This window comes from Mycobacterium sp., from assembly GCF_035570115.1.
Lineage (GTDB): Bacteria > Actinomycetota > Actinomycetes > Mycobacteriales > Mycobacteriaceae > Mycobacterium.
In genome coordinates this window covers 20021-44340 of the sequence record NZ_DATMLH010000337.1, presented here as the reverse complement: position 1 = coordinate 44340, position 24320 = coordinate 20021, and the positions used below count along the sequence as shown (strand labels likewise).

Here is a 24320-nt window from a genome sequence, read left to right as displayed (position 1 = left end):
TAGCCGGCCAGCTGCCCGCTCTTCAGCGCCGCCACAACCGCATCGCGCACGCAGATTTCGGCGCGCGCGGTGTTGACGATGTAGGAGCCGTGCCGCATCGACGCCAGCAGCTCCTCGTCGAACAGGTGATAGGTCTGCGGGTGCAGCGGAGCGTGGATGGAAACCACATCAACGGCGCGCACCAGCGACGCGGAGTCGGGATGGTAGGTGACGCCCAGTTCGTGTTCGACCTCTTCGGGCAGCCGACGCGTGTCGGTGTAGTGCAGGTTGACGTCGAAGGGGGCCAGGCGGCGCAGCACGGCCTGGCCGATACGGCCGGCGGCGATCACACCGACGTCCATGCCCTCCAGGTCGTAGGCGTGTTCGACGCAATCGGCGATATTCCAGCCTCCGTCGGTGACCCATTTGTGGGAGGGGACAAAATTGCGGACCAGCGTCAAGATCTGCATGACAGCGTGCTCGGCCACGCTGATGCTGTTGCAGTAGGTGACCTCGGCGACGGTGATTCCGCGTGCAATCGCCGCGTCGAGATCGACGTGGTCCGAACCGATCCCGGCGGTCAGGGCGAGCTTGAGGTTCTTCGCCTTGGCGATCCGCTCGGCAGTCAAATATGCCGGCCAAAACGGTTGGGAGATCACGACATCGGCGTCGGGCAGCTCGCGTTCGAATTCCGAGTCCGGGCCTTCCTTATCCGATGTCACCACCAACTGGTGCCCGCCACTTTCGAGAAATTTGCGCAGGCCGAGCTCGCCGGACACGCAGCCGAGCAGCTCGCCCGGAGTGAAATCGATCGCCGACGGGGTCGGTAAGGTCTGGCCACCCGGGTAACCGTGTAGCACCGGAATGCTGTCGCGGGCATACACCGGCGGATATCCAGTGACCGGATCGGGATACAAAACGAGCAGTACTTTGGCCATCGCATTCTCCTCTTTTGTTGTGGCCCTGCGAAACTACAGGGCGGTCGGTCGACGATCCGGTGGGTCAAGCCGGCGCTTGACTGCCTCGATTACGATGACGGAGTAGGAGCCCAAAATCATTGCAGCCCAGTAGATCATCCTTGCCCTCGCTTTGGCTAGGCCCGCGGATCAGCCGGCGACCAAATCGCGGCGCTGCGTGAACTTGATGTCGAGACTGCGCAGGTAGGTCTGCAGCCCGGCGTCCTGGACGGGGATCAGGTGCGCCGGGGTATCGGTCTCGTTGTAGTGCGCGTGCCACATGCCAGGCGGCGTGGTGAACGCGCCGCCCGCCTGCCAGTCCACCCGGATCGGGTCGACGATTTCCCCGCGCTCGTCCAGCCGCGTGCCCAGCAGGGTGTAGCAGCCGCTGGGTGGCGCATCGAGGATCAGGTCCAGGGCGACCGACTGGTGTCGGTGCGGACGCTGCTCCTGGCCGGGCGGCAGCACGCCGAACATGGCCCACAGCACGTGGGTGATGGTCAGCGTCTGCTCCTGATCGGCGTTGGCCAGCAAAACGCTGACCCGACTCTTGTCGTTGGCACCGGGCCGCGCGGCGATGTCCTCGAGCTTGGCGACGGCGTCGGCGCGGCGGAACTTGGTGGGCCGAAACCTGGGCTGGGTCGCGTCGGCACCCAGGTAACGCAACAGCGGCTCGTCGTGCACCCAGTACATGGCCGTCTCAGCGTCGGCGTAGAACACCGCGCGGCATCCGGCGGGGAGCGTCAAAAAGTCGCCTTTTTCCCACTTGACCAGGTGGCCGTTGATTGCCGCGAAGCCCCGCCCGTACAGCATGTAGTACAGCTGGCTGGTGGCGTTCGGGCTGGTGTCGATCTGCTCGCCGGCGCGAATGCTCACGAAGTTGGCCAGCAGCGCCGGGCTGGTCGCCGCACCGGTCGTGACTCCCAGCTTCTTGGACAAATCCAGCGGCACGATGCCGGTCGGCTGGCCGGCATAGATCTCGGGGTCGAACCGAACGATCGGTACCTGCGGCGCCTGCCCCGAGCCAATGGGGTTGGCGGCCTTCGAGTATTCGAAATAGCGGGCGTCGTGGGCCCACTCTTCAAACCGCCCTTCGAACCCGTACTGGGCGACATTCGTCATCGGAGCCGGAATTGTCGGATCCAGATTGGCTGACGTTTCTCGATTCGCGGTGGACATCGTGGGGCCTCCTGCCTGTGTTCCGTAACGCTTGTACATCAATAGTATTTATCTTGTATCTCAGTTGTCAAGTGTCGCCGGCCTGCCGCCTTACCTGAAAGGCCTGTGGCGAGGTTGTCAGTCGGGGATGTAGTCGAACTTGTCGGGGTTGGGGCCGGTGCGTCCCGATTCGCCCCGGTCTAGGCCGGTGACGGCGTCCATCTCGTCGCTGGCGAGGCTGAAGTCGAAGATGTCGAAGTTCGACTTCATCCGCTCGGGGTGCACCGACTTCGGGAACACGATGTCGCCGCGCTGGATGTGCCAGCGCAACACCACCTGCGCAGGAGTTTTGCCATGCGCATCGGCGATGCCGGTAATGACCGGGTCGTCGAGCACCTTGCCCTGCGCGATTGGTGACCAGGCCTCGGTGGCGATCTGGTGCTCGCGGCCGTAGGCGCGCACCAGATCGTTGCCGAAGTATGGGTGTACCTCGATCTGATTGACGGCTGGCACGGTCTGCGATCCCTCGGCGAGCCGGTCGAGATGGGCGACCTGGAAGTTGGACACGCCAATGCTGCGTGCGCGGCCGTCCCTGGCGAATTCCTCCAGCACGTTCCACGTCGAGACGAAATCGCCGTCATAAAGCGTCGGCAGCGGCCAATGGATCAGGAACAGGTCAACGTGATCAGAATCCAGCGCGCTCAATGTGGTGTCGAACGCGCGGCGCGCGTCGTCCGGCCGGTGATACCCGTTGTTGAGCTTGCTGGTGATGAATACCTCACCGCGATCCAGCCCGGCATCGCGGATGCCTTGCCCGACTTCTTTTTCATTGCCGTACATCTCGGCGGTGTCGATGTGCCGGTACCCAACCTCCAACGCCGAACGCACCGCGGCGGCAGTCTGATCCGGTTTTATCTGGAAGACGCCGAAACCCAATTGAGGGATGGTGTTGCCGTCGTTGAGCGTGATCGATGGGATAGAACTCATCTGCTTGGCCTCCTGGCGATCCCGGTGGTTGCGATTGTGGTTGGCTGCCCGTCACCGCGCCAGAACAAACTCGGCCTGGGCGGACACTTCGTGTCGATTGTTCACCGATGCCGCCTCGTTGGGGGAGTTGTCCAGCCCGGCGAGGTGACGCCACGAGGCGATCGCCTGCCTGGCCAGTTCGACCGTGCGGCTGGCCGCGGTGTCCGCGGCGGCCCGCGCGTGGGCGCGCATCGCGAATGCCGTCGCGGCGTCCAGTGTCGACCGGTAGTGGCGCACGTTAACCAGTGTGGTCGACTCGTATGCCGCCCGGATCGCGAGTGCGCCGGCGGCGTTGGACGTGGGGCTCATCGCGCAGGCGGCGGCGCGAGCGGCACGGTCGGCGGCATCCCAGGCGGCAATCGCGGGCATGTCGCCACGCGCGGCTTGGCGGTGCAGCTCGGCGATGTCGAGGATCGCCTTCACCTCGGTGATTTTGACGTACTGGACAACGCCCCAGACGGGGTTGGTCAGCAGCTCGGCCAGCCAGGCGTGGACAACGGTGTCGGCGACGCCGGCTGTTCCCACCGTCTGCCAGGCGAGCTCGATCGCGAGGACGCTGTGTTCCGGTGACAGGTAGCCACTAGGTCCGGCCAGCAGGTCGTTGCAGGCCTGGACGACGACAGCCAGCGGACGGGCTGAGCAGGTGGGGAAGTCCGTGATGCGGTCATCGCCGTTGGTGTAGGAGACGACGTTCATGGCGCAGCCTTTACCTGATCCGGGCTGGTGGGATCCTCTGGCCAACCTGAGCGGGTGGGTGATGCGGTCGAGATCCATGTGAGTTTCCGCGGCAGACACTGCGGCCTCCTTCTTTGTGCACCTCGTTAAATGTTGTCGAGATATGACTCGAGTTTATCTTGTATCTTAGTTGGTGGCCTGCGAGATCGGTCACACGCGCGCCTGCCGAGCAGCGGCGATACGCTGGTGTACGGTGATGCACACAAGTGGGATACGGCTTAGCTGCATCGGAGGGGCGTGGTGGCGACCAAGGCAACGGGTGGTGTCCGGGGTGCGGCCAAGGACCGCGCGCACGATTACGTGAAGCGCCAGGTGCTGACCGGAGGGTTTCCGGGCGGGGAACTGATTAGTGAGGGCGAGGTAGCGGCCGCCCTGGGGATGTCGCGCACGCCGGTGCGTGAAGCCTTCCTGCGACTGGAGGCCGAAGGGCTACTCCGGCTCTACCCCCAGCGCGGTGCGCTCGTCGTGCCGGTTTCCTCCGAGGAGGCCCGAGCGGTCATCGAGGCCAGGCTGGTTCTCGAACAGTTCGCGGCACGCAAAGTCATTAAACGCGGCCCCACTGCGTGCGCAGCGGTATTCGAGCGGCTATCGGCGGAACTGCAAAGGCAGCGCGACGCCGCCGCCAAATCTGACTGGGAAGAGTTCTCAGACGCCGACCGCGCCTTTCACGACGTGACCCTCCAAGAGTCAGGGAACGCCATCTTGGCCGGTTTCTACTCATCGCTGCGCGACCGTCAGATGCGTATGAACCGTGAATTGGTGATGCACGCCGAGCGGGTCACGACGATCCTGGATGAGCATCGCGTCTTCGCCGAAGCAATGCGCGACGGGGATCTCGAACGCACCGAGGAGATACTGCGGACGCACCTGGTGAGCACGATGCGCACGCTCGGTCTTGCCGTCGTGCACCCGGCCTAGTGCACCGACTCCCGCGCTCTCACACCTGACGCCATGATGGTTGGCTCGGGTCGACCAGCTGCACGTCGACAGGGCCAAGGCCGAAGATGGCGATAACGGCCGGGTCGGGCTGCCCGGCTGGTACGCCGTCGTAGTGCGGGGTACGTGCGCTGCGCTTCACATAGCCACCCGCTCCGACCGGAACCGCATCGTGCGGTTGGAAATCATTGCCACTGTTGACAAACCAGGTGCCGAACACCACGACCTGAATCCGGTCGGTCGCATAGGTATGCGGCGCGCTGAACCAACCCGGATTCCATTTCATCAGAACCAGATACGGACCCGGGCTGTTGAAATCTCCATACAACTTGGCCATTTCGCCGCTGTGCGGCGGCAAATTGCCCCACGACTCGAAGGCGATGTCCTGGTAGGGCTGGACGAACGTTTCGGTTGGATCCGGGCCGACTTCGGGCGCCGGCGCCAACTTGACGTTGTCGAGCTTGCCCGTCTTGTCACCGGCGGCCATCGCCGCCAGCAACAGTGGTGCCGCGGCCATTAGCGATCGCCGGTCTAATTCCATGCCGCGCCTCGCAATCTCTCTAGGGTGCTGCGCCGCTCGAGCTGCACGAATCCACCCTTGGACGTTTGCCGCGGCGCGTCAAGCGGGGCTGCCGTTGAGGTCGGCGTGCGGAATGTGGGTGGAGCGGCTCTGGTTTCCGCCGGCGTGTTTGGCGGCGTACATGGCTGTGTCGGCGAGGTTGACCAGATCGTCGATGAGTTCACGATCGGCGGGGTCGAAGCCCGCGGCCAGCGGTGCGGTCGCGATACCGATGCTGGCCGTGACGGGGTAGTCGATGTCTGCGATGGCTTTGCGCAACTGTTCGGCGACGTCGTGCAGGTCGTCGGTGCGGTAGGTGTCGGCGACGACGAATTCTTCGCCGCCGAAGCGGGCTATCAACGATGTGGGTGGACAGGCGAGGCGCAGGGCACCGCCGACCGCGACCAGGGCCCGATCCCCGGTGAAATGGCCATGGGTGTCGTTGAGGCGCTTGAAGTTATCTAAATCGATCATCGCGACGCCCAGATAACTTGACGCTGCCCTGCGGCGCAGCAGCAGCCCGTATGCCGACTGATAGAAGGCCCGGCGGATCAACAGACCCGTGAGCGTGTCGCGGCTGGAATGTCGCAAGTCGCTGCCGAGCGCATGCACCAGCCAATGGACCGCGAACGGAAACGCCACATTGACCGCCAGGACGAGCAAAAACCCGCAGCCCGCCACCGCGGCGTCGTAGTAGCGGACCAGGCGCGCCGCGAGTACCGCGCCGGTGCTGATGGCGATCGACAGGTTGACCATCATGTCGCGGGCGCTGTGGAAGAACCCGATATAGCCGCCGAGCACCGCAAACGCACTACAGCCCAGCAACCCCACGCGCGGGTCACCTTGTACGAGGCACGCGGCTGCGATGCCGACGCTGCCGGCAAGGGAGAACAGCACCGATTGGCGGCGGGTGGGCCAGCGGATCAACCAAAACAGCCCTACTATCACGCCGAAGCCGCCGGAAATCGGTGCCACGACGACCGCGGCTGGGTAGTGCGGCACGGTCGGCCTGACCAACACCACAACCGGAACCATGGCGATCGAGACGATCACAGCGGCAACCATCGCCCGCCATCTCAGCCGGATACCCCGGGTGTTCAAATAAAGACTTAACCAGTCGAAGTGATCGGTCTGCTGCCACCGGCGCCCCACAGCGTTCACGGGTACACCCCCTGGTAATGCGACCCATTCCGGTAGTTATGGCATCTGTGTCCGATTCGACAGCCATCCCATGCTGTCAGATATTCCGCAGCTCAGGCCAGGAATCTGCCAACGGGCGACGAGGACCGCCCGGAAGTCGTGCGACAGCGGTTGACGGCTTTGGGAATCAGCGCAACGATTCTCGTGCACAGCACCACAGGGTGTCGACGACAATCCATGCCGACCGGGGAGATCCAAGGTGGCCTTTGATCCGGCCGAGTCCGCAGCGAGCGTCCTGCGGGGTTGGGCACACGCGATGCTCGCGCATCGCCACGGCAGCGAGGTCTATCAGACATCGACGATGGGGGCTTTGCTCGACGGCGTCTACGACGGCGATGTCACAATCCGGGAGCTGTTGCGGCACGGGGACTTCGGCCTCGGCACGTTCAATGGTCTCGACGGCGAGATGCTGGTGCTCGACGGAGTCTGCTATCAATTGCGCGGCGACGGTAGCGCACAGGTCGCCGATCCGGAGCAACGCACCCCCTTTGCCGTAGTCACCTGGTTCGCCGCCGACCGCACATTCGAGGTGTCCGCGCCCGTCGACCGCGCCGGGCTCAAAGCACGCATCGATGAGTCGCTGCCCACTACCAACCTCATCGTCGCTGTCCGCGTCACCGGTGATTTCAGCGTGATTCGCACCCGCACGGTAACCGAGCAGCACCGGCCCTACCGACCGTTCACCGAGGCCACCGAAGATCAACAGGAGCTGGCGTTCACCGACGTGACCGGCACGCTGGCTGGATTCCGGATGCCCGAATATGAGCAAGGTATCTCGGTGGCGGGCTACCACTCCCACTTCGTCGACACCGAGCGTCACCACGGCGGCCACGCCCTCGATTACCGGTTCACCCGCGGCACGGTACAGATCAGCGTTCGTTCCGAGCTGCACTTGAGTCTGCCGCGAACCCCGGAGTTCCTTGCCGCCGAGCTGGACAAGGCCGACCTCGACACCCAAATCCGCCGCACCGAGGGAGGATGAGGTGAGCGAAAGCGACGTGAGATCCGCCGAACGCGTGTTGGAGACGCTATCCGCCTACGGAGTTCAATACGTCTTCGGCGTACCCGGGGCCAAGATCGACGCCGTCTTCGACGCGTTTTTTGACGGCGGCCCGGAATTGGTGGTCTGCCGCCACGAGCAGAACGCGGCATTCATGGCCGCCGCGGTCGGGCGGCTCACCGGAACACCCGGCGTCGCGCTGGTGACGTCAGGCCCGGGCACCACTAACTTGGCCACCGGTCTGATAACCGCGACGACCGAGCAGGATCCGATGGTCGCCATTTGCGGTGCCGTCATAAGGGCGGACCGGCTTAAGCGCACCCATCAATCGATGGACGCTGTCGCGGCACTCAAACCCTTCACGAAATACACCGGGGAGGTCAACGACCCCGACAACGTGCCCGAAGCCGTCGCAAACGCTATTCGCGCCGCAGTCACAGCGCCGCGCGGTGCCGCCGCCGTGGTGCTTCCGGCCGATGTGGCGGCGGCTGCCACGTCGGCCGCAATCGTCGAGCCCTCACCGGTACCGGCTCTGGGCGCCGCGCCGGCAGAGCAAATCCAGCACGCGGCCAAGCTGATTCGCGCGGCCCGGTGCCCGGTCCTGTTCGTCGGTATGCGCGTCGGCGATCCGAAACCATGTGCGGCGCTGCGTGGATTGCTTGCGGTCACCGACCTGCCGGTCGTGGAGACATTTCAGGCCGCGGGCGTGGTGTCGCGCGAACTCGAGGATCACTTCGTCGGGCGCGTCGGGTTGTTTCGCAACCAGCCCGGAGACATCCTCGTCAGCCACGCGGATGTCTTGGTCACGATCGGGTATGACCCGGTGGAATACGATCCGCGGCTGTGGAATTCGGATGCAGCTCGCACGGTCATCCACATTGACGAGATTCCCGCCGATATCGACAACGCCTACCAGCCCGCGTGCGAGTTGCGCGGCGACATCGCGGCGACCCTGACCGCGATGATCCCGTTACTGTCAGGGTTGCGCCTCAGCGACAGTGTGAACGCCGACATCGCGGAACAGCGCGCCGCGCTGCTGAACATCGACGCGGAGGCACGGAACGGTCCGCAGACCGATGATGGCCTCAACCCGGCCGCGGTTGTCCTCAAGATCCGGGATCTGATCGATGACGAGGCCACTGTCGCCTGCGACATAGGGTCGCACTACATCTACATGGCCAGGCATTTTCGCGTGTACCAACCGCGGCGATTGTTGTTTTCCGATGGTCAGCAGACCCTCGGGGTCGCGTTGCCATGGGCCATGGCCGCCGCCATGGTCCGCCCGGGCACCCAGGTGATATCGTTATCGGGCGACGGTGGATTCCTTTTCAGCGCACAGGAATTGGAGACCGCGACTCGCTTGGGACTCAGTTTCACGCACGTTATCATGCGTGACAACACCTACAACATGGTCGCATTCCAGGAGGAGCTTAAGTACGGCCGCACGTCAGGGGTGCAGCTGGGCGACTATGACATCGTTCACTACGCTGCAGCGTTCGGCGCCAAAGGAATCCGAGTCACCGGCATGGCCGAGTTCGAGGGCGCCCTCAAACAATCGCTGGACGAACCCGGGGTGACCATTCTCGATGCGCTCGTCGACTACAGCCACAACGCCGAGCTCTTCGCGGAGCTGCACGAGGGCGTCCTTGAATGACCTCGGTGCTACGCGCTGAATAGCAAGTACAAGCCGGTAAAGGTATAGCCGACCATCACCAGCATCATGGTGAGCTGGCCGGTGAGCTGATGGCCGGCCGGCAGCAGATGCAGCGCTTTGTCATGGGCCGCAATCACCGCCACGATGTGTCCGGTAACCACGCATGACACCTTGATCACCGCCAGCACGGTCGGGTGCAGGGACAGCACGTAAGCGGCGTGCAGGTGCGCCAGCCCGAGCGGGTTCCATCCCCGGCCGAACGGATCGGCGAGGGCGAACACGGCCCGTTGACCGCGCTCCACCAGATAGGACAGGTAGTGAGCGAAGATATAGCCCACCACGATGGGGATCAGCGAGTGCGCCATGTGGCCCGGTAATGCGCGACGCTGCTCGCGGTCGATCCCCCCGGTGGCCCGGGCGGCCAATGAAAAAGTCAGCGCCACAACCGAAATGAAGATGACCAGCCCCACGGTCCGCAGCGCCGACAACGCCACCGTCACCGGCACATCGCCAATGCCTTTCGCGAGCCGGTCGGCGAAGTTGCGCCACGTCGCCGACGACGAGAAGCTGTCGAACGCGGTCGAGCCAAGCAGCACCGCCAAAATCGCGACCACACCCGGCCGAATCGGCAACGACACCAGATGATCGAACGGGTTGCCGATCGCGATCCTCCCGGTTTCCGGGTCGCGTCGAAACGGCGACAGCCGCGAAACCGCCATGCTGTAAACCCCGAACGGGTCGACCCGGGCGAACCAGCGTTGCCCGCACAGCCAAGCCCCGCCCAACAGCACCATGGCATAGATCAACAGCCAGCATTTGACGCAAGGCAGCGAGGCCGGGTTCGGGCTGGCCAACTCCATCCACACAAAGGCGAAGAGGCCCAACGCCGCTGGGCGATACCCCCACGTTTCGGGGCAGGACAGGCGCGGCCGGGCCAGGCGTCCCGGTGTGACGCGCTGCAGCAGCAGATATACCGTGCGCACCGGCGAGATCACTCGCCACACCGGTCCGAAAAGCAGCGAGGCGGCCACCAGCCCGACCCACAGCAGCACATAGAACACACCAAGGAGGGCGTTCGCCTGCGTTTGCGGTCCGCACAGCCCGGCCAACACCACCCACACCGTGAACGCCAACGCGCCGGCGGCCGCGAACCCGCGGGTGACCGGCGAATCCACCAGCGCGGTCAGCGCCGCTGGCAACGGGTGGCCCGGCTTGAGCGGATCGAAGCGTGGCCGTCGCCACGCGAACGCGACCAGGGCGAAGGTAAACGTCAACGCCCACGCCGCCCCGATCACCGAATAGGCGTAGGGGACTGGGAGATCGCTGGATCCGCCGAGACCATGCGCCAGGACCACCGCGTCGGTCACGGACGCACTTGGATCGTGGCGATCGTGCGGTCCAAGTGGTGGAGCTCGACGTCGACATTGCCCGGGATATCGACGCTGAATTGAAACGTCTGGTTGGCTGCGGCCGCGACCTGGAACTTGTGATCGGGCACTGAATGCACATGGAGCTCATCGACGGCATCACTGGTGACACGCAACGTGATCGGTTGGGAAACCTTGGCTTGCAGCGTGGCATTGCTCGGCGTGACTTGGCCCTTGGCGATGGTGATGTCGACGACCAGTCCCTCGCCCGAGGCTTGGGTGGCTTTCGGTGGACCACCGCAGGCGACAAGCCCGCATACCAGCACCGCCGCACCGACAGTGGCGACCAGGCCTTTGACCATCCTCATCACGCCGCTCGCGGCGGGGCGCGGTTCTCCTGGAGTGGTTGCTTGGGTGAGCTGTCGGCGGCGTTGATGCGGCCCGCGCCCCAACTGAGGGCCGCAATCACCATCAGCGTGAGGATCAGCACCACGATGCCGCCGGCGGTGAACAACCACGTCGGGACGTTGGGGTCGCGTTCGCGCTGAAGGATGCTGACCTCCAGCACGAACGGCCGCGTGCTGGATGCCAGGGCCGGAATCTCCGGTGCGGGAATCGCGTCGTCGGCCGGCGCCCAAATCGGAACCGCGGTCATGGTCCTGCCGTCTTGCACGCGCAGCAACGTCTTCCATGAGCCCCACACCGGCAGGGGCCGGTTGGACACGTAGTGTCCGGGATCAAGCGGCGTGAGCCAGTCGATGACCAGGCCCCGATCGTTTTGCATTCGGCCCTGCCAAGACAGAATCGTCACCCAATCCGGGTGGCGGCTCACCAGATTGGACGGACTGATTCGTACGTCGGCCGAAACCATTCGTTGCCCGGGTGGGCTCGGAAGATCGGTCAGCTTGATCGTAGCGGTGTCCTGCGTAGGCACTCGAATATGCAAACCGTTGGCCACTGCGCAACCGGTCGCCAGCACGGTCGCGGTCACGATTGTGATACCAATTGCCTTGCCCGGCAAGGGTTGTGCTGTCAGCACCATGCCGAGCATCGCCGCGCAGAGCCCGGCCAGCACGGCCACTGGCACCGCCATCGTCAGCGCCTCGCCCCACATACTGACCGGCCAGGGGTAGTGGTACATCGCGCCAATCCATAGCGACTCGAGCCACAGCCCGACGGTGCCCACACCCAAACCCGCGGCGGCACCGAACAGCATCGGCCGCCGGAACAACGGAGTGAAGGCCAGTAGCTCGACCACTAATGCCGGACCGAGATACAGCGGAAACCAGTTGATCGCCGCGCCTAGGATCGGTCCGACCGTCAACGCAACCGCGCCGCGTAGCGCCGCCGCGAACAGGGCCGCCAGGATCGCCGCGCCCCGCCCCATCGTCATGCGGGCGATGACGGTACCGATTGTCGCCGCCACGGCGATCAGCATGGGCTGGAAGACCAGCCGGAACTGCGGGACGCCGAAGTCGAACTCGATCTGGTATACCGACATCCCGATCAACACGCCGCCGCAAGACAGGTAGCGCAGGAATCGGATGAACCAGCCGTCAGATCCTTCGGCCGCGTCAGACAGCGATCGCTCGCCTTCGTATTCCAGCATCAGCACCGCGAACAGAGAAAATCCAGCCCCACCGATCATCATCAAATGCGTTGGGCCCCAGAGCGTGACATCTTGACCGAAGATGCGGTGCCAGATGTCGTCGAGCGGAAAGCCGATCAATGCGTACAGCCCGCAGCCGGCCATCAGCAACCCGCCGACAGGTGCATACCAGTTGCGGGTGATGCGCACCGCGGACGACCCCGGCTTGTCGTGCGGCAGCGTGACCGCCAACATGCCCGCGACGAAGATGCCGAACAGGCCGATCACGATGAAGTAGTGCGCGGGGTTGGCCAACGGGCCCGGATCGCGGCCGTTACCGATGTGCCAGCTGACGTCCCAGATGAAGCCGAACAGTGCGCAGATGATCGACGTGGTGAACACCAAAACCGGCAGGGCGACCCACGAAGGACGGTCGAACTTTCCGGCCATGTACTCGGCAAGACGGTCCAGCCAGGTGATCCGGCGGGTGCGATGGGCGTAGCCGACCCACAGCATGACCACGCTGATCACCATCGCGGCAATCGACAAGCCGATCACCTGGTTGAGGCCGGCACCGCGTGCGGGCGGATCTGCAAGAACGGTCAGTTCCAACGTGAAGCCTCCCCACCGCGCTGTGGCCGCCCGGCAGGGCCGGGCGCTAACTTACTTCACGGTAGGTTGCCGCCCCGCCGTCCGTCTAAACTTCGGGCGATTTCGGGTGGCCTCGGTTGTCTTCGGCGGCCGTCTGGTCATCGTCGGCAGTGCGGCGACGGTCCCGGATCGCGATATACAACACAACCCCGACGACGATCACCGCGGGCAAGAACGCCGGCCCGGCCAGCAGGATCCAATGATGGCCCAGGTACTCGACGTGCTGATCAGTCACTTGCGTTCATTTCGGGGGCTCTACCTGTACCCATCCGGGTACCCGCGGCGGCCGATGCAACCACATCACGTTTGTGCAGGTGCACACCGCTAGCCTAGCGTGGGCACCGTTCAACGCAGGCCGTGATGAGCCGGGGGCGCTGCCGTCCCGCGTGCTCGCACACGACGTGGACGTGGTTCAACAGATATAAGGAGTAGCTGGTGACTCAGGCGGCGACTCGGCCAACTCCCGGCAGCGACAACACCGACATCCTGACCGTGGCCCGTCGGCAGGTGCTCGAGCGCGGTGAAGGACTGAGCCAGCAGCAGGTGCTGCGGGTGCTGCAACTGCCCGACGACCGACTCGAGGAACTCTTGGCCCTGGCCCATGAGGTGCGAATGGGCTGGTGTGGACCCGAGGTCGAGGTCGAAGGCATTATCAGCCTGAAAACCGGTGGCTGCCCGGAGGATTGTCATTTCTGCTCGCAGTCGGGGCTCTTCGCCTCGCCGGTGCGCAGCGCCTGGCTCGACATTCCCAGCCTGGTGGAGGCGGCGAAGCAGACCGCGAAGACCGGTGCCACGGAGTTCTGCATCGTCGCGGCGGTGCGCGGACCCGACGAGCGGTTGCTGGCCCAGGTGGCCGCGGGCATCGAGGCAATCCGCGATGCCGTCGACATCCAGATCGCCTGCTCGCTGGGGATGCTGACCGCCGAGCAGGTGGACCGGCTGGCGGCGATGGGGGTGCATCGCTACAACCACAACCTGGAGACCGCCCGCTCGTTCTTTACCAATGTCGTGACGACCCACACCTGGGAAGAGCGCTGGCAGACGCTGTCGATGGTGCGCGAGGCAGGCATGGAGGTGTGTTGCGGCGGCATTCTCGGCATGGGCGAGACGGTGGAGCAGCGCGCCGAGTTCGCCGCCAACCTGGCCGAGCTGGACCCCGACGAGGTGCCCCTGAACTTCCTCAACCCGCGTCCCGGCACGCCGTTCGGCGACCTGGAGGTGCTGCCGGCTGGCGAAGCGCTCAAGGCGGTGGCCGCATTCCGGTTGGCCTTGCCGCGCACCATGCTGCGCTTCGCCGGCGGTCGCGAGATCACCCTTGGCGACCTGGGCGCCAAACAAGGCATTCTGGGCGGGATCAACGCCATAATCGTCGGCAATTACCTGACCACACTGGGCCGCCCTGCTGAGGCCGATCTCGCACTGCTCGACGATCTGCAGATGCCGATCAAGGCGCTCAACGCAAGCCTGTGAAACGGGCTCGCCTGTAGAAGTGGGAGTGATGGTCCGAGATCTGCCGGCGCCGGTTGGCGCGGGCGTTTACAACGTGTACACGGGCGCTGTGTGCCGCGACGACCCGGCCGAGAGCGCGGTGCCGACCGCGGCGCGGCTCGGTCTGGAGCCGCCCCGGTTCTGCGCCCAATGCGGCCGCCGGATGGTGGTGCAGGTCCGGCCCGACGGCTGGTGGTCGAAGTGTTCGCGGCACGGGCTGGTGGATTCAGCCGACCTGGAGGCGCACCGATGACGGACGTGCAGACGGTCAGCGCGCCGCGCGCCTCGCGACGGCGGGCGGCCATCACGGTTGCGGCGGGATTGCTGCCCGCGGGTGTGCTCGTCGGCGGCCTCTGGGCGTGGCTCGCGCCGGCACTCCACGGTGTGGTGGCGTTGACCCATAGCGGTGAGCGGCTGCACGACTACCTGGGTAACGAGTCCGATCATTTCTTCGTCGCAGCGTTCCTGATGCTCGGACTGCTGAACGTCGTTGCCGCCGTGGCAGCTGTATCGGCATGGCAGTGGCGGCCGCATCGCGGGCCCGGGATGCTCGCCGGGCTGTGCTCGGGTGTGGTGATCGCGGCCGTGGCCGCGGTCGGCGTGGGCGTGCTGCTGGCGCACTTGCGCTACGGCGCAGTGAATTTCGCCGCGGTGCCGGTGAGCCATGACCATCCGCTGTATTACTTCACCGAGGCGCCGCCGGTGTTCTTCGGCGCTTCTGGGCTGCAGATCGCCTGCACGCTGTTGCTACCGGCGGCTACCGCCGCGCTGGTTTACGCGGTACCGGCCGCGGCGACGGCACGCGATGATCTGGGCGGGTATCCGGTCGTCGACACGGTGTATCCGCAGACTGGCAGAGCGCGGTCCGCGCCGTCATAGCGGGCGGCGGTGGACCGCCTTCCCGGTGATCACCTTGGCCGCGATTGCGGCTAGTCGCGCCAGGCCGACGTAGGTCGCCGGGTTGAACATCGTCGGCCATTTCGTGCGGACCAGATGATCGGTCAGCGGTCGGCCGGCAAACCGGTCCTGCAGCCAGCGCAGGGTCATTGGCGCGGAGAGCGGATGCAGCAGCAGGTGTTCGTTGAACGCATCGCGGTGGTAGGTGACGTCGGCGCCGCCGGCCGAGTAGGTCTCGGCCAATTCGTCGATGTCCTCGACGTCGATCAGGTAGTCGTGCACGGCCTGCAGGATCAATACCGGCGGTGTCGGCACGGCTGCGCCCAGCTTGATGCTGTCGAAGACGTGCTGAACCTCTGGCATCGTGAGGATTTCTTCGAGGGGCCGGTCGAGGTAGACGCCGACGTCCTTCTTCGCCATCCGCATCACCGCGCCCACCGTGGTCATCCGCTCCAACCGCTGCAGCAGGGCGCGCCCTTCGTCGGTGGCGTGCTCCTGGATGACCCGGTCCAGGTCGGGGTAGATGTGGACCAGCGCCGCGATCACCATCGCGGGCAAACCAGCCAGGAAGGTGCCGTTGAGCCGACGGAACGTGTGACCGAGGTCGCCGACGGGCGATCCGAGCACGGCGCCGACGATGTCGAGTTCAGGTGCGTAGTCGGCGCACAGTTCAGCCGCCCAGGCGGTTGCCAGTCCGCCGCCGGAGTATCCCCACAGTCCGACCCGGGCCGACGGGGACAGCCCGAGGTGCTCGGCGCCCAGCGCAGCCCGGATTCCGTCGAGAATGCAGTACCCGGGTTCGTAGGGCGCGCCCCACATTCCGTCGCGGCCTTCGTGGTCGGGTATGGAGACCGCCCAGCCTTCGGCGAGTGCGGCCGTGATCAACAGCAGCTCCAGCTGCGCCAGCGCGCCCACCGCCACGGCCCGTCGCCGCAGCGCATAGGACGGAAAACAGCGCGAGGTCACGGCGTCGATGGCGCACTGATACGACAACAGCGGGCAGGGCTGTTCGGGAGCGACGTCCGCGGGGACGATCACCGTGGTCACCGTCGCGTCCGGTTTGCCGTTCATGTCCGTCGTCCGGTACAGCAGCTGGGTGGCCATGGCCCGCTGCGGTATCAGACCCAGAAATGCCAGTTCGACGTCGCGCGAACGCAGCACGGTGCCGGGCACGGCGTGCTGGTAACCGGGTGGCGGCTGGTAGAACGGGTCGTTCGACGGCAGCAGCGGGCGGGCCTTGGGCCGCAATTCCTCGTGTGGTGCGCGACCGATCCATTCCGCGCCGGTTGTGGTCGCGAGGCTGCCAGTGTCCATCCGGGCATTGTTGCTTAAGAGGGCATTAAGAATCCAGTCGGCCCGCCGGGAAGCCGACGCACAGTCTCCGTCGACAGCAAGTGGTAATGAGATTCATTTTCGACAATGTGCACCGTGCGCGGTAGTGTCGAGGCGTCTTAATGAGAACCATTTTCAACACGGGGGACCATGCCGAATCGTCGGCCGCGACGACACCCGGACGGACAGCGCGCCATGCGTCGATATCGCAAGTGGCACAAATGACATCGGCGCGATGCCCTACCAGGCAGCCGTTCACCCTCGCCATCTGCACGGCCTGCGGGGCCGACGTGGCACCCCAACTTCTGCAGATGCTTCGAAACGTGGTCCGCCGCTGCCCGCATGGCATGTTGGTCATGACGGAATGCTTACTTGGACCATTAGCCTGCGCGACTCGGCCGCCCCACGAAGGCGCGATGCTTTTGCTGCAACTCTGCTCGATCGAACGCGCCCCCACCGCGCCCGCGCGATGGCTCGGACCGATCACCGACTTGGCGGATGCACGCCTAGTCTGCGAATGGATCATGCGGGGCGACTGGGATTGCCGAGAGCTGCCGATCCGCCTTCGCACGGAAGCGACCCTGCAACAGTCCAGCATCCGAAACTGACGGTCCGCCGACCTAGCCATGGGTATGCGTGACGCCCCAGGCAGGCAGGGGGTCGGCGTATGTCAGCCGTTCATGTTGCGGTGCAGCGAATTCCGCGTCGGGAACGTGGTGTGGCTAGCTCGGCCCGCCGGGAGGTCGTAGGGCGGCGAACTCGTCGGTGACCCGCAGCTGTGAATCGGTGAACCGGTACAGCGCCGCAGGGCGGCCCCCGCTGCGCCCGGATTGCGCGACGGTGCCGGTCGCGGTAATGACGCCGCGACGGGCCAGCACACGCTGCAGGTTCGTCGTATCGACCTGGTAATCCAGCGCGGCACCGTAAATGTCACGAAGCGTTGACAGCGCGAATTCGGTTGGAGCCAAAGCGAATCCGATGTTCGTGTAGGACATCTTGGCGGCCAGCCGGGTGCGGGCGTGGGCGATCATCGGGCCGTGGTCAAACGCCATCGTCGGCAGTGCGGTGACCGGGTGCCAGCAGGTGTCGGGCGGCAATTCCGGGGTGGCGGGGGAGGGCACCAAACCCAGAAATGTCGACGCGATCGTGCGGGTGCCGGGCACCCGCTCGGGATCGGAGAACACCGCGAGCTGCTCCAGATGAGCAACCTCCCGCAGGTCGACCTTCTCGGCCAGTTGACGTCGCACCGACGTCGTCATGTCCTCATCGTGGCGCAGCCGTCCGCCCGGCAACGACCACGCGCCTCGCTGCGGGTCGCGGGCGCGCTGCCACAGCAGGACGCTGAGCTGCGGCTTTTGGGCCTTAGGCCCGGGTCCGAGACCGCGAACCTGGAATACGACGGCGAGCACTTCGTGGGCAGTGCTACCATGGGCCATGTTTTCGATTATAAGTCGAAAACCGGGTCGGGTGCGAAAGGAACGGCCATGACGGTCCTGAATCACTCAGATCCGGTGGCATCTGAGCTGGCAAAAGACCTGGGAAATGGACTGGCCGCGGCAATCACCAGTTCTCCCACCGGTTACGCCGGCGTCGACGGGGACGAACGATGGGCGGCCGAGATCCGGCGGCTGGCCGAGTTGCGCAACGCGACGATTCTGGCGCATAACTACCAGCTGCCCGCCATCCAGGACATCGCCGATCACGTCGGTGACTCGTTGGCGCTGTCGCGTATTGCCGCCGAGACGCCCGAGGAAACCATCGTGTTCTGCGGCGTGCACTTCATGGCGGAGACCGCGAAAATCCTCAGCCCGGAAAAGACCGTGCTGATCCCCGACCAGCGGGCGGGCTGCTCGCTAGCCGACTCGATCACCGCCGAGGATCTGCAGGCATGGAAGGACGAACACCCGGGCGCCGTCGTCGTCTCGTACGTGAACACCACCGCGGCGGTCAAGGCGCTCACCGACATCTGCTGCACGTCGTCGAACGCCGTCGACGTGGTCGCCTCCATCGACGCGGACCGTGAGGTGCTGTTCTGCCCCGACCAGTTCCTCGGGGCGCATGTGCGCCGGGAGACGGGGCGAGAGAACCTGCACGTGTGGGCCGGCGAGTGCCATGTGCACGCCGGGATCAACGGCGACGAGCTCACCGCTCAGGCCCGCACGCACCCGGACGCCGAGTTGTTCGTCCACCCCGAGTGTGGCTGTGCGACGTCGGCGCTCTACCTCGCCGGCGAGGGCGCCTTCCCGCAGGACCGGGTGAAGATCTTGTCGACGGGCGGCATGCTCGACGCCGCGCGGGCCACCCACGCCCGTCAGGTGCTGGTCGCCACCGAGGTCGGGATGTTGTATCAGTTGCGCAATGCCGCACCCGGCGTCGACTTCCGCGCGGTCAACGATCGCGCGTCGTGCAAGTACATGAAGATGATCACGCCGGCGGCGTTGTTGCGCTGCCTGATCGAGGGCGCCGACGAAGTCGACGTCGATGCCCGGATCGCCCGCCTGGCGCGGCAAAGCGTTCAGCGGATGATCGAGATCGGCCAACCCGGCGGCGGCGAATGAGGATTCGGCCGGCCTGGGAGCAGCGGGCCGACGTCGTCGTCATCGGCACCGGGGTCGGCGGCCTGGCCGCCGCGTTGGCTGCTCATCGTGCCGGGCGCCGGGTTGTCGTGCTCAGCAAGGCGGGCCGGAGGTCGGGCGTGACGGCCACGCACTATGCCCAGGGCGGCATCGCGGTGGTGCTGCCGGATACCGACGACTCCGTCGACGCACACGTGGCCGACACCCTTGCCGCCGGTGCCGGCCTTTGCGATGCGGACGCCGTGACGTCGATAGTCGCCGACGGTTACCAGGCGGTGACCGAATTGGTCGGTGCGGGAGCACGATTCGACGAGGCGGCGGCTGGCGGATGGGCGCTGAGTCGCGAAGGCGGGCATTCACGGCGGCGCATCGTGCACGCCGGCGGCGATGCCACCGGCGCCGAGGTCCAGCGCGCGCTCGACGATGCGGCGGCCGCGCTGGACATCCGCACCAACCACGTCGCCCTGCGCCTGTTGCACGATGCGGGCGCTGGCACGGATGCCGTCACCGGGGTGCTGGTGGCCAATCCGGATGGCGTCGGCATCGTGCACACGGCGTCGGTGATCTTGGCCACCGGCGGGCTGGGACACCTCTACGGCGCGACCACTAATCCCGACGGCTCGACAGGTGACGGGATCGCGTTGGCGCTATGGGCCGGTGTCGCGGTGAGCGACGTCGAGTTCATCCAGTTTCACCCCACCATGCTGTTTAACGGCCACCGCGGCGGCCGGCGGCCGCTGGTCACCGAAGCAATCCGCGGTGAAGGCGCGATTCTGGTTGACAGCCAAGGCGATTCGGTCACCGCAGGCGTGCATCCGATGGGCGACCTGGCGCCACGCGACGTGGTGGCGGCCGCCGTCGATGCCCGGCTGCGCGCAACCGGAGACCCGTGCGTTTACCTCGACGCCCGCAGCATCGTGGATTTCGAGAACCGTTTCCCGACCGTCACCGCCGCGTGCCGCAAAGTCGGCGTCGACCCGGTCCGCCAGCCCATCCCGGTCGTTCCCGGTGCGCACTACAGCTGCGGCGGCGTGGTCACCGATGTGCATGGACAAACCGAGCTGCCCGGCCTATTCGCCGCGGGCGAGGTCGCTCGAACCGGCATGCACGGCGCCAACCGGCTGGCCTCCAACAGCCTGCTGGAGGGGCTGGTCGTCGGGGGCCGGGCGGGACGGGCCGCGGCGGAACATGCGGCGCTGGTCGGCCGCCCACGCGCGAGCGTGCCGGAGCCGACCGGCCGCGCCACGCTGGCCCGCGCTGACCTGCAGCGCGCGATGAGCCGCGATGCGTCGGTGGTTCGCGACGCCGATGGTCTGCGCCGGCTGACCGGCACGTTGTCGGCGGCGCCGGTCCGGGCCATGTTCACTCATGTCGATCTCGAAGACGCGGCGTTGACGGTGACCGCCCGCGCCGTCGCGGTCGCCGCGCTGGCTCGCGACGAGAGTCGGGGCTGTCACCACCGCGCCGAATACCCTGACGCCCCACTCGCCGAAGCGCGAAGCATCGTTATTCGGCTGGCCGATGACGACAGCGCGCAGGCCGACGCGCTGGCGGCGGTGTGCTGATGAACCTCTCGCAGTGCGAGCTCGCCGAAGCTCGCGCCACGATCAGCCGCGCGCTCGACGAGGACCTGCGCTACGGGCCGGACGTCACGACGTCGGCGACGGTGCCCGACGGCGCCATCACCAGCGCGTCGCTGATCACCCGTGAGCCCGGTGTAATCGCCGGTCTGGACGTCGCACTGCTGGTTCTCGACGAGGTGCTCGGCGCCGGTGGCTACCGGGTCCTCGACCGTGTCGAGGACGGTGCGCGGCTGCAGCCGGGTGCGCCGGCGTTGACGGTGGAGGCCCAGATGCTCGGTCTGTTGACCGCCGAGCGGACCCTGCTGAACCTGGTCTGCCACCTGTCCGGGATTGCCACCGCAACGGCCGCCTGGGTCGACGCCGTGCACGGCACCAAGGCGAAGATCCGCGACACCCGTAAGACGCTGCCGGGCCTGCGCGCGCTGCAGAAGTACGCGGTCCGCGTCGGCGGCGGAGTCAACCACCGGCTCGGCTTGGGCGATGCCGCGCTGATCAAAGACAACCACGTCGCGGCGGCGGGATCGGTCGTCGCGGCGCTACGCGCAGTACGGGCGGCCGCGCCCGATTTGCCGTGCGAGGTCGAAGTCGACTCGCTCGAGCAGCTCGACGAGGTATTGAACGAGGGAGCCGAGTTGGTGCTGCTCGACAACTTTCCGGTCTGGCAGACCCAGATCGCGGTGCAACGCCGCGATGCCCGCGCGCCGGCAACCAAACTGGAGTCGTCCGGCGGGCTTTCGCTGGCCACCGCCGCGGATTACGCCGGCACGGGCGTGGATTACCTGGCTGTCGGCGCGCTCACCCACTCGGTGCAGGTGCTCGATATCGGTCTAGACATCTGACCGTCAGGCCTTGACGCCGTCCAGCAGAACGAAACTCGGATAGTTCAGGAAATCGTTCCAAAAGTCGGGATCGCCGTCCGGGACGGATGACACTTCGGGCTTGTGCACGGCAACGTCCCGGAAGCCCGCCTGGGTGAGGGCGGACTCGTAGGCCGCGATCGGCATGTAGTAGTTCTCGATCTCCAGCGTGGAATCCTTTAGCAGCAGAATAGTTTTGGTCGGTGCACCTTCGACGGGCCGATCGGCGAGCAACAACTCGAAGCCATACTTGCGGTAGTCGGGCAGTGGGTCGAACGTGTAGACGGCGGGGTTGTTGACCACGGTGACAAGGCGACCGCCCGACCTGAGCCGGCTCGCCAGCCCGCTGCACATCTGCGCGAGTTCGGCCCGGGTTTGTGCGTACACCAGCAGCCACGCTCCGACCACCAGGTCGAAATCCGCGTGCGCGGCCACGGCCCGGGCATCTTCGACGCGGTATTCGACACCTAGCGGCTGACGCGCTTCCTGCCCACGGGCCAACTCGATCATCCGCTCGGAAATATCGATCCCGACCACGTCGGCGGCACCGGCGTTGCGCAACAGTCGCGTGAAATGGCCCTCACCACAGGCGACGTCGAGCACCCTTTTTCCCTCGACATCGCCGATGAGCCTCATGAAAGAATGAGTTTCGGCGTGCTGACGCCAGGACTGAGCCTTGGCTTCCCGATACTGCTCTGCGATCCGATTCTGGTTGTAATCGGTAACCATGAGGACACAGCCTAGTGCCGGGGTCTCACCACCGTGGCGGCGCGGCTCCCCGGCCGAAGCCCCACGTCGACTGACCCAACCTGGGCTTATGTGGTTTGTCGGGCGGTCGCTGAAAGTCAGCCTGCAGCAATGGTTCTGCGTCGGTTCCCTCGGTGATCGCCGAACACGGCGCGCGGAATTCGCAGTCACGACAATGCGCCGCGAACGTCGGGTAAATAGTTGGCCAACCGGTCATATCGACCGCCTCCGCAGCGATCGCGGGCCCCACCGAGGTGATCTCGTGGCGGCTCCGACGGATGCGAGTACGACGCAGCAGACCGGCGGTGCGCTGCTCGGCGCGGTCGGTTGCAGCGGGCCGTGATGCCTGCACCGACACCCGTTGGTGCTGTGGGAGCGATCGACCACCGCCGCTGGGCTCGTGTTGGGCCACCGGTTTCGGCAGCCGCTTCAGCGCGGACCCGGCCGGCGGGAACTTGATCGGGCCAGCGACGCGCACCTCGTTGTGGATGGTTCCGGCGATCTGCACGCCGATGTAGTCGTGCTCGAACGCCCAACACGACGCCACCGCCTGCTCGTCGCGGACCAGCGCGTCGACGTCCTGCCATTCGTCGACGATTCGATGGCAGACCACCCAGTACTCATCGGCGGCATCCACGGCCACCAAATCGATTCGGCACGGGTAGATCACCGGCGTTCCGTCGTGCACCATCAATCCGCGCTCCGGGTCATCGGGATCCGGGACCAGCGCGTCGACATCGAGGTTGATCTTGACCGGTGCGAAGTCGTCGACAACATTCGCCCAGGCGTCATAACAGTCCAGCAGGGCTGCCGCCCTGTCGAGCACGTCGGTCGCGTCGAGATCGTCCAACGACCGTTCGAGGGCCTTGTGCACCAGCGGCTGCGTCACCTCGTGTTGCCAGTCCCAGGTGCCGGGGTAGTAGTACAGGGCCAGCGCATCCTTGAGCGCGGCGGGCAGGGCCGGCTCGACGAAGTCGGTCGGTTGCAGGTTGCGGCGATGCGGTGAGGCGAAATCCCACTGACGCCGGCAGCGCTTGAACCGGGTGCGCTCCTCGGCGGTGATCCGATACTCGACCATGGATCCAGCCCCTCAGTGATGGTGCGCGTGCTGCTGCGGCCAGGGCTCGTCGATCGGCCACCGGCACCGGTCCGCGGTGTCGGCCATCGACTCGAGTTCGGCGAGCAGATCGTCGAAGAACGCGCGCAGTCGCGCCGGTTCGTCGATGGGCCAACTGGCCGTAAACGACATCCACACGTCGGGGGCGGTGGCCGGAGAGGGGATTTCGGCACCCGTCAGCAGCCGCCAGTGATACGCATCGCCGCAGCGCTCGAGGTACACGAGGTCATCGCGATCGGGGCCTGCCGCCACGATCGAGGCGAACAGTTCATCCCGAGTCATGCCGTGCCCCAACTGTCCAGCATAGGCGCGCCGGCGGCGGCGATCTAGCGGCCAAGCAGGCGGCGTGCTGCCGGTTTGGCGGCGACAAGCGCGCGTGCATTTCCCGCTATGCGGGACAAAATCAGTGCTCCCTCGATCAATGAGATGACCGCAACGGCAACGCTTTCCGCTTCGGACGTCGGCCAGCCTTCGGCGATCAGTCGCTCTTCGATCGCCATGCACCAGCCGGCAAAGGCACGGGCCGACGCCTCGCGCACCGGTGGACTGGCGTTGACCGATTCGGTGGCGATCGGCTCGATCGGGCAGCCGTCGCGCCGGTCGGCGGTCAGCCCTTCGGTCAGCAAGTCAACCCAGCGATCGACGATGTCGGCCACCGGCAGGCCACTGGCCAGGAATCTGCGCAACAGTCGCTCGATGGCCGCGCCGCTGCCGTCGACGACGGCCGCGGCCAGCTGCTGCTTGCCGTCCGGAAAGTGGTGATACAGCGAACCGGGTTTGACGCCCGCTTCGTCGAGGATCTGGTTGAGCCCGGTCGCGGCGTAGCCCTGGCGGCGAAACAGCGTGGCCGCGGTGTCGATCAACGCGGTCCGGCTGCGGTCAGGTCTCGGCACCCTATTGACAATACTTGAGTG

The 24320-nt window shown here is 65.9% G+C and carries 25 protein-coding genes; 9 read left to right on the top strand and 16 right to left on the bottom strand.

From position 1 onward, the window contains the following. From VNW74_RS31710 to VNW74_RS31695, 4 genes are all read right to left on the bottom strand, one after another. On the bottom strand, positions 1 to 917 hold a 917-nt coding region (locus VNW74_RS31710), incomplete at its 3' end, for an NAD-dependent formate dehydrogenase (RefSeq protein ID WP_325684336.1). Between the two features lie 168 nt (positions 918 to 1085). Beyond that, positions 1086 to 2114 (bottom strand): cupin, encoded by a 1029-nt coding sequence (locus tag VNW74_RS31705; protein WP_325684334.1) that lies wholly within the window; start codon positions 2112 to 2114, stop codon positions 1086 to 1088. Positions 2115 to 2231: 117 nt separating this feature from the next. Next, a complete protein-coding gene (locus VNW74_RS31700; RefSeq protein WP_325684332.1) occupies positions 2232 to 3080 on the bottom strand; it encodes an aldo/keto reductase in 849 nt (282 codons plus the stop codon). Positions 3081 to 3131: 51 nt separating this feature from the next. Next, positions 3132 to 3914, bottom strand: coding sequence for a hypothetical protein (locus VNW74_RS31695; RefSeq protein WP_325684330.1), 783 nt, complete (start codon positions 3912 to 3914; stop codon positions 3132 to 3134). 180 nt (positions 3915 to 4094) lie between these two features. Between VNW74_RS31695 and VNW74_RS31690 the strand changes: the two genes are divergently transcribed. Then, on the top strand, positions 4095 to 4772 hold the full coding sequence (locus VNW74_RS31690; RefSeq protein WP_325684328.1) for a GntR family transcriptional regulator: 678 nt from the start codon (positions 4095 to 4097) through the stop codon (positions 4770 to 4772). A 19-nt stretch (positions 4773 to 4791) separates the two neighbouring features. Here the strand turns inward: VNW74_RS31690 and VNW74_RS31685 are convergent, their stop codons facing one another. Next, entirely contained in the window at positions 4792 to 5331 is a 540-nt protein-coding gene (locus tag VNW74_RS31685; RefSeq protein ID WP_325684326.1) for a tat pathway signal sequence, read from the bottom strand. A gap of 78 nt (positions 5332 to 5409) precedes the next feature. Further along, positions 5410 to 6510 (bottom strand): GGDEF domain-containing protein, encoded by a 1101-nt coding sequence (locus VNW74_RS31680; protein ID WP_325684324.1) that lies wholly within the window; start codon positions 6508 to 6510, stop codon positions 5410 to 5412. 295 nt (positions 6511 to 6805) lie between these two features. On the opposite strand from VNW74_RS31680, the gene budA reads away from it, so the two are divergent. Further along, complete coding sequence (budA, locus tag VNW74_RS31675; protein WP_325684348.1) at positions 6806 to 7531, top strand: acetolactate decarboxylase; 726 nt, start codon at positions 6806 to 6808, stop codon at positions 7529 to 7531. A gap of 1 nt (position 7532) precedes the next feature. After that, positions 7533 to 9203, top strand: a complete 1671-nt coding sequence (alsS, locus tag VNW74_RS31670) for an acetolactate synthase AlsS (RefSeq protein ID WP_325684322.1) — start codon at positions 7533 to 7535, stop codon at positions 9201 to 9203. 8 nt (positions 9204 to 9211) lie between these two features. Here the strand turns inward: alsS and VNW74_RS31665 are convergent, their stop codons facing one another. The 4 genes from VNW74_RS31665 to VNW74_RS31650 form a co-directional block, all read right to left on the bottom strand. Beyond that, a complete protein-coding gene (locus VNW74_RS31665; protein ID WP_325684320.1) occupies positions 9212 to 10570 on the bottom strand; it encodes a hypothetical protein in 1359 nt (452 codons plus the stop codon). Next, a complete protein-coding gene (locus VNW74_RS31660; RefSeq protein ID WP_325684346.1) occupies positions 10567 to 10932 on the bottom strand; it encodes a hypothetical protein in 366 nt (121 codons plus the stop codon). The genes VNW74_RS31665 and VNW74_RS31660 overlap by 4 nt, the downstream gene beginning before the upstream one ends. Positions 10933 to 10937: 5 nt before the next feature. Continuing rightward, positions 10938 to 12692: a hypothetical protein gene (locus VNW74_RS31655; RefSeq protein WP_325684344.1), complete on the bottom strand. Its 1755-nt coding sequence runs from the start codon at positions 12690 to 12692 to the stop codon at positions 10938 to 10940. 163 nt (positions 12693 to 12855) lie between these two features. Continuing rightward, entirely contained in the window at positions 12856 to 13044 is a 189-nt protein-coding gene (locus VNW74_RS31650; RefSeq protein WP_325684318.1) for a hypothetical protein, read from the bottom strand. 200 nt (positions 13045 to 13244) lie between these two features. On the opposite strand from VNW74_RS31650, the gene bioB reads away from it, so the two are divergent. Genes bioB through VNW74_RS31635 form a run of 3 tightly spaced genes read left to right on the top strand, consistent with a single transcriptional unit; the run spans position 13245 to position 15176 of the window. Beyond that, complete coding sequence (gene bioB, locus VNW74_RS31645; protein ID WP_325684316.1) at positions 13245 to 14279, top strand: biotin synthase BioB; 1035 nt, start codon at positions 13245 to 13247, stop codon at positions 14277 to 14279. Positions 14280 to 14307: 28 nt separating this feature from the next. Further along, positions 14308 to 14550, top strand: coding sequence for a hypothetical protein (locus VNW74_RS31640; protein WP_325684342.1), 243 nt, complete (start codon positions 14308 to 14310; stop codon positions 14548 to 14550). Continuing rightward, positions 14547 to 15176, top strand: a complete 630-nt coding sequence (locus VNW74_RS31635; RefSeq protein ID WP_325684314.1) for a DUF2567 domain-containing protein — start codon at positions 14547 to 14549, stop codon at positions 15174 to 15176. The genes VNW74_RS31640 and VNW74_RS31635 overlap by 4 nt, the downstream gene beginning before the upstream one ends. Here VNW74_RS31635 and VNW74_RS31630 read toward each other — a convergent pair. Together VNW74_RS31630 and VNW74_RS31625 are read right to left on the bottom strand one after the other, a co-directional pair. After that, positions 15171 to 16508 carry a lipase family protein gene (locus VNW74_RS31630; protein ID WP_325684312.1) on the bottom strand — a complete coding sequence of 446 codons (1338 nt, stop codon included), beginning with the start codon at positions 16506 to 16508 and terminating at the stop codon, positions 15171 to 15173. The genes VNW74_RS31635 and VNW74_RS31630 overlap by 6 nt on opposite strands. A gap of 740 nt (positions 16509 to 17248) precedes the next feature. Then, on the bottom strand, positions 17249 to 17962 hold the full coding sequence (locus tag VNW74_RS31625; protein ID WP_325684310.1) for an NUDIX hydrolase: 714 nt from the start codon (positions 17960 to 17962) through the stop codon (positions 17249 to 17251). A gap of 48 nt (positions 17963 to 18010) precedes the next feature. On the opposite strand from VNW74_RS31625, the gene nadA reads away from it, so the two are divergent. The 3 genes from nadA to nadC are packed head-to-tail and all read left to right on the top strand — an operon-like array spanning position 18011 to position 21524. Beyond that, positions 18011 to 19084, top strand: coding sequence for a quinolinate synthase NadA (gene nadA / locus VNW74_RS31620; protein WP_325684309.1), 1074 nt, complete (start codon positions 18011 to 18013; stop codon positions 19082 to 19084). Further along, positions 19081 to 20667, top strand: coding sequence for an L-aspartate oxidase (locus VNW74_RS31615; protein WP_325684307.1), 1587 nt, complete (start codon positions 19081 to 19083; stop codon positions 20665 to 20667). Before nadA ends, VNW74_RS31615 begins: the two co-directional genes overlap by 4 nt. Beyond that, positions 20667 to 21524 (top strand): carboxylating nicotinate-nucleotide diphosphorylase, encoded by an 858-nt coding sequence (nadC, locus tag VNW74_RS31610; protein WP_325684305.1) that lies wholly within the window; start codon positions 20667 to 20669, stop codon positions 21522 to 21524. The genes VNW74_RS31615 and nadC overlap by 1 nt, the downstream gene beginning before the upstream one ends. 3 nt (positions 21525 to 21527) lie before the next feature. Here nadC and VNW74_RS31605 read toward each other — a convergent pair whose 3' ends face one another. The 4 genes from VNW74_RS31605 to VNW74_RS31590 are packed head-to-tail and all read right to left on the bottom strand — an operon-like array spanning position 21528 to position 24299. Further along, positions 21528 to 22271: a class I SAM-dependent methyltransferase gene (locus VNW74_RS31605; RefSeq protein WP_325684303.1), complete on the bottom strand. Its 744-nt coding sequence runs from the start codon at positions 22269 to 22271 to the stop codon at positions 21528 to 21530. Positions 22272 to 22296: 25 nt separating this feature from the next. Beyond that, positions 22297 to 23367, bottom strand: coding sequence for a hypothetical protein (locus tag VNW74_RS31600; protein WP_325684301.1), 1071 nt, complete (start codon positions 23365 to 23367; stop codon positions 22297 to 22299). Positions 23368 to 23379: 12 nt separating this feature from the next. After that, positions 23380 to 23688, bottom strand: a complete 309-nt coding sequence (locus VNW74_RS31595) for a hypothetical protein (protein WP_325684299.1) — start codon at positions 23686 to 23688, stop codon at positions 23380 to 23382. Between the two features lie 44 nt (positions 23689 to 23732). Further along, complete coding sequence (locus VNW74_RS31590) at positions 23733 to 24299, bottom strand: TetR/AcrR family transcriptional regulator (protein WP_325684297.1); 567 nt, start codon at positions 24297 to 24299, stop codon at positions 23733 to 23735. Between the last annotated feature and the right edge of the window lie 21 nt (positions 24300 to 24320).

Excerpts from the sequence above, each read along its gene's own strand:
- VNW74_RS31705 (WP_325684334.1), bottom strand. The coding sequence starts at position 2,114 with ATGTCCACCGCGAATCGAGAAACGTCAGCCAATCTGGATCCGACAATT.
- VNW74_RS31700 (WP_325684332.1), bottom strand. The coding sequence starts at position 3,080 with ATGAGTTCTATCCCATCGATCACGCTCAACGACGGCAACACCATCCCT.
- VNW74_RS31685 (WP_325684326.1), bottom strand. The coding sequence starts at position 5,331 with ATGGAATTAGACCGGCGATCGCTAATGGCCGCGGCACCACTGTTGCTG.
- budA (WP_325684348.1), top strand. The coding sequence starts at position 6,806 with ATGCTCGCGCATCGCCACGGCAGCGAGGTCTATCAGACATCGACGATG.
- VNW74_RS31660 (WP_325684346.1), bottom strand. The coding sequence starts at position 10,932 with ATGGTCAAAGGCCTGGTCGCCACTGTCGGTGCGGCGGTGCTGGTATGC.
- VNW74_RS31655 (WP_325684344.1), bottom strand. The coding sequence starts at position 12,692 with ATGGTGATCAGCGTGGTCATGCTGTGGGTCGGCTACGCCCATCGCACC.
- VNW74_RS31640 (WP_325684342.1), top strand. The coding sequence starts at position 14,308 with ATGGTCCGAGATCTGCCGGCGCCGGTTGGCGCGGGCGTTTACAACGTG.
- VNW74_RS31635 (WP_325684314.1), top strand. The coding sequence starts at position 14,547 with ATGACGGACGTGCAGACGGTCAGCGCGCCGCGCGCCTCGCGACGGCGG.
- VNW74_RS31630 (WP_325684312.1), bottom strand. The coding sequence starts at position 16,508 with ATGGACACTGGCAGCCTCGCGACCACAACCGGCGCGGAATGGATCGGT.
- VNW74_RS31625 (WP_325684310.1), bottom strand. The coding sequence starts at position 17,962 with ATGGCCCATGGTAGCACTGCCCACGAAGTGCTCGCCGTCGTATTCCAG.
- nadA (WP_325684309.1), top strand. The coding sequence starts at position 18,011 with ATGACGGTCCTGAATCACTCAGATCCGGTGGCATCTGAGCTGGCAAAA.
- VNW74_RS31615 (WP_325684307.1), top strand. The coding sequence starts at position 19,081 with ATGAGGATTCGGCCGGCCTGGGAGCAGCGGGCCGACGTCGTCGTCATC.
- nadC (WP_325684305.1), top strand. The coding sequence starts at position 20,667 with ATGAACCTCTCGCAGTGCGAGCTCGCCGAAGCTCGCGCCACGATCAGC.
- VNW74_RS31605 (WP_325684303.1), bottom strand. The coding sequence starts at position 22,271 with ATGGTTACCGATTACAACCAGAATCGGATCGCAGAGCAGTATCGGGAA.
- VNW74_RS31600 (WP_325684301.1), bottom strand. The coding sequence starts at position 23,367 with ATGGTCGAGTATCGGATCACCGCCGAGGAGCGCACCCGGTTCAAGCGC.
- VNW74_RS31595 (WP_325684299.1), bottom strand. The coding sequence starts at position 23,688 with ATGACTCGGGATGAACTGTTCGCCTCGATCGTGGCGGCAGGCCCCGAT.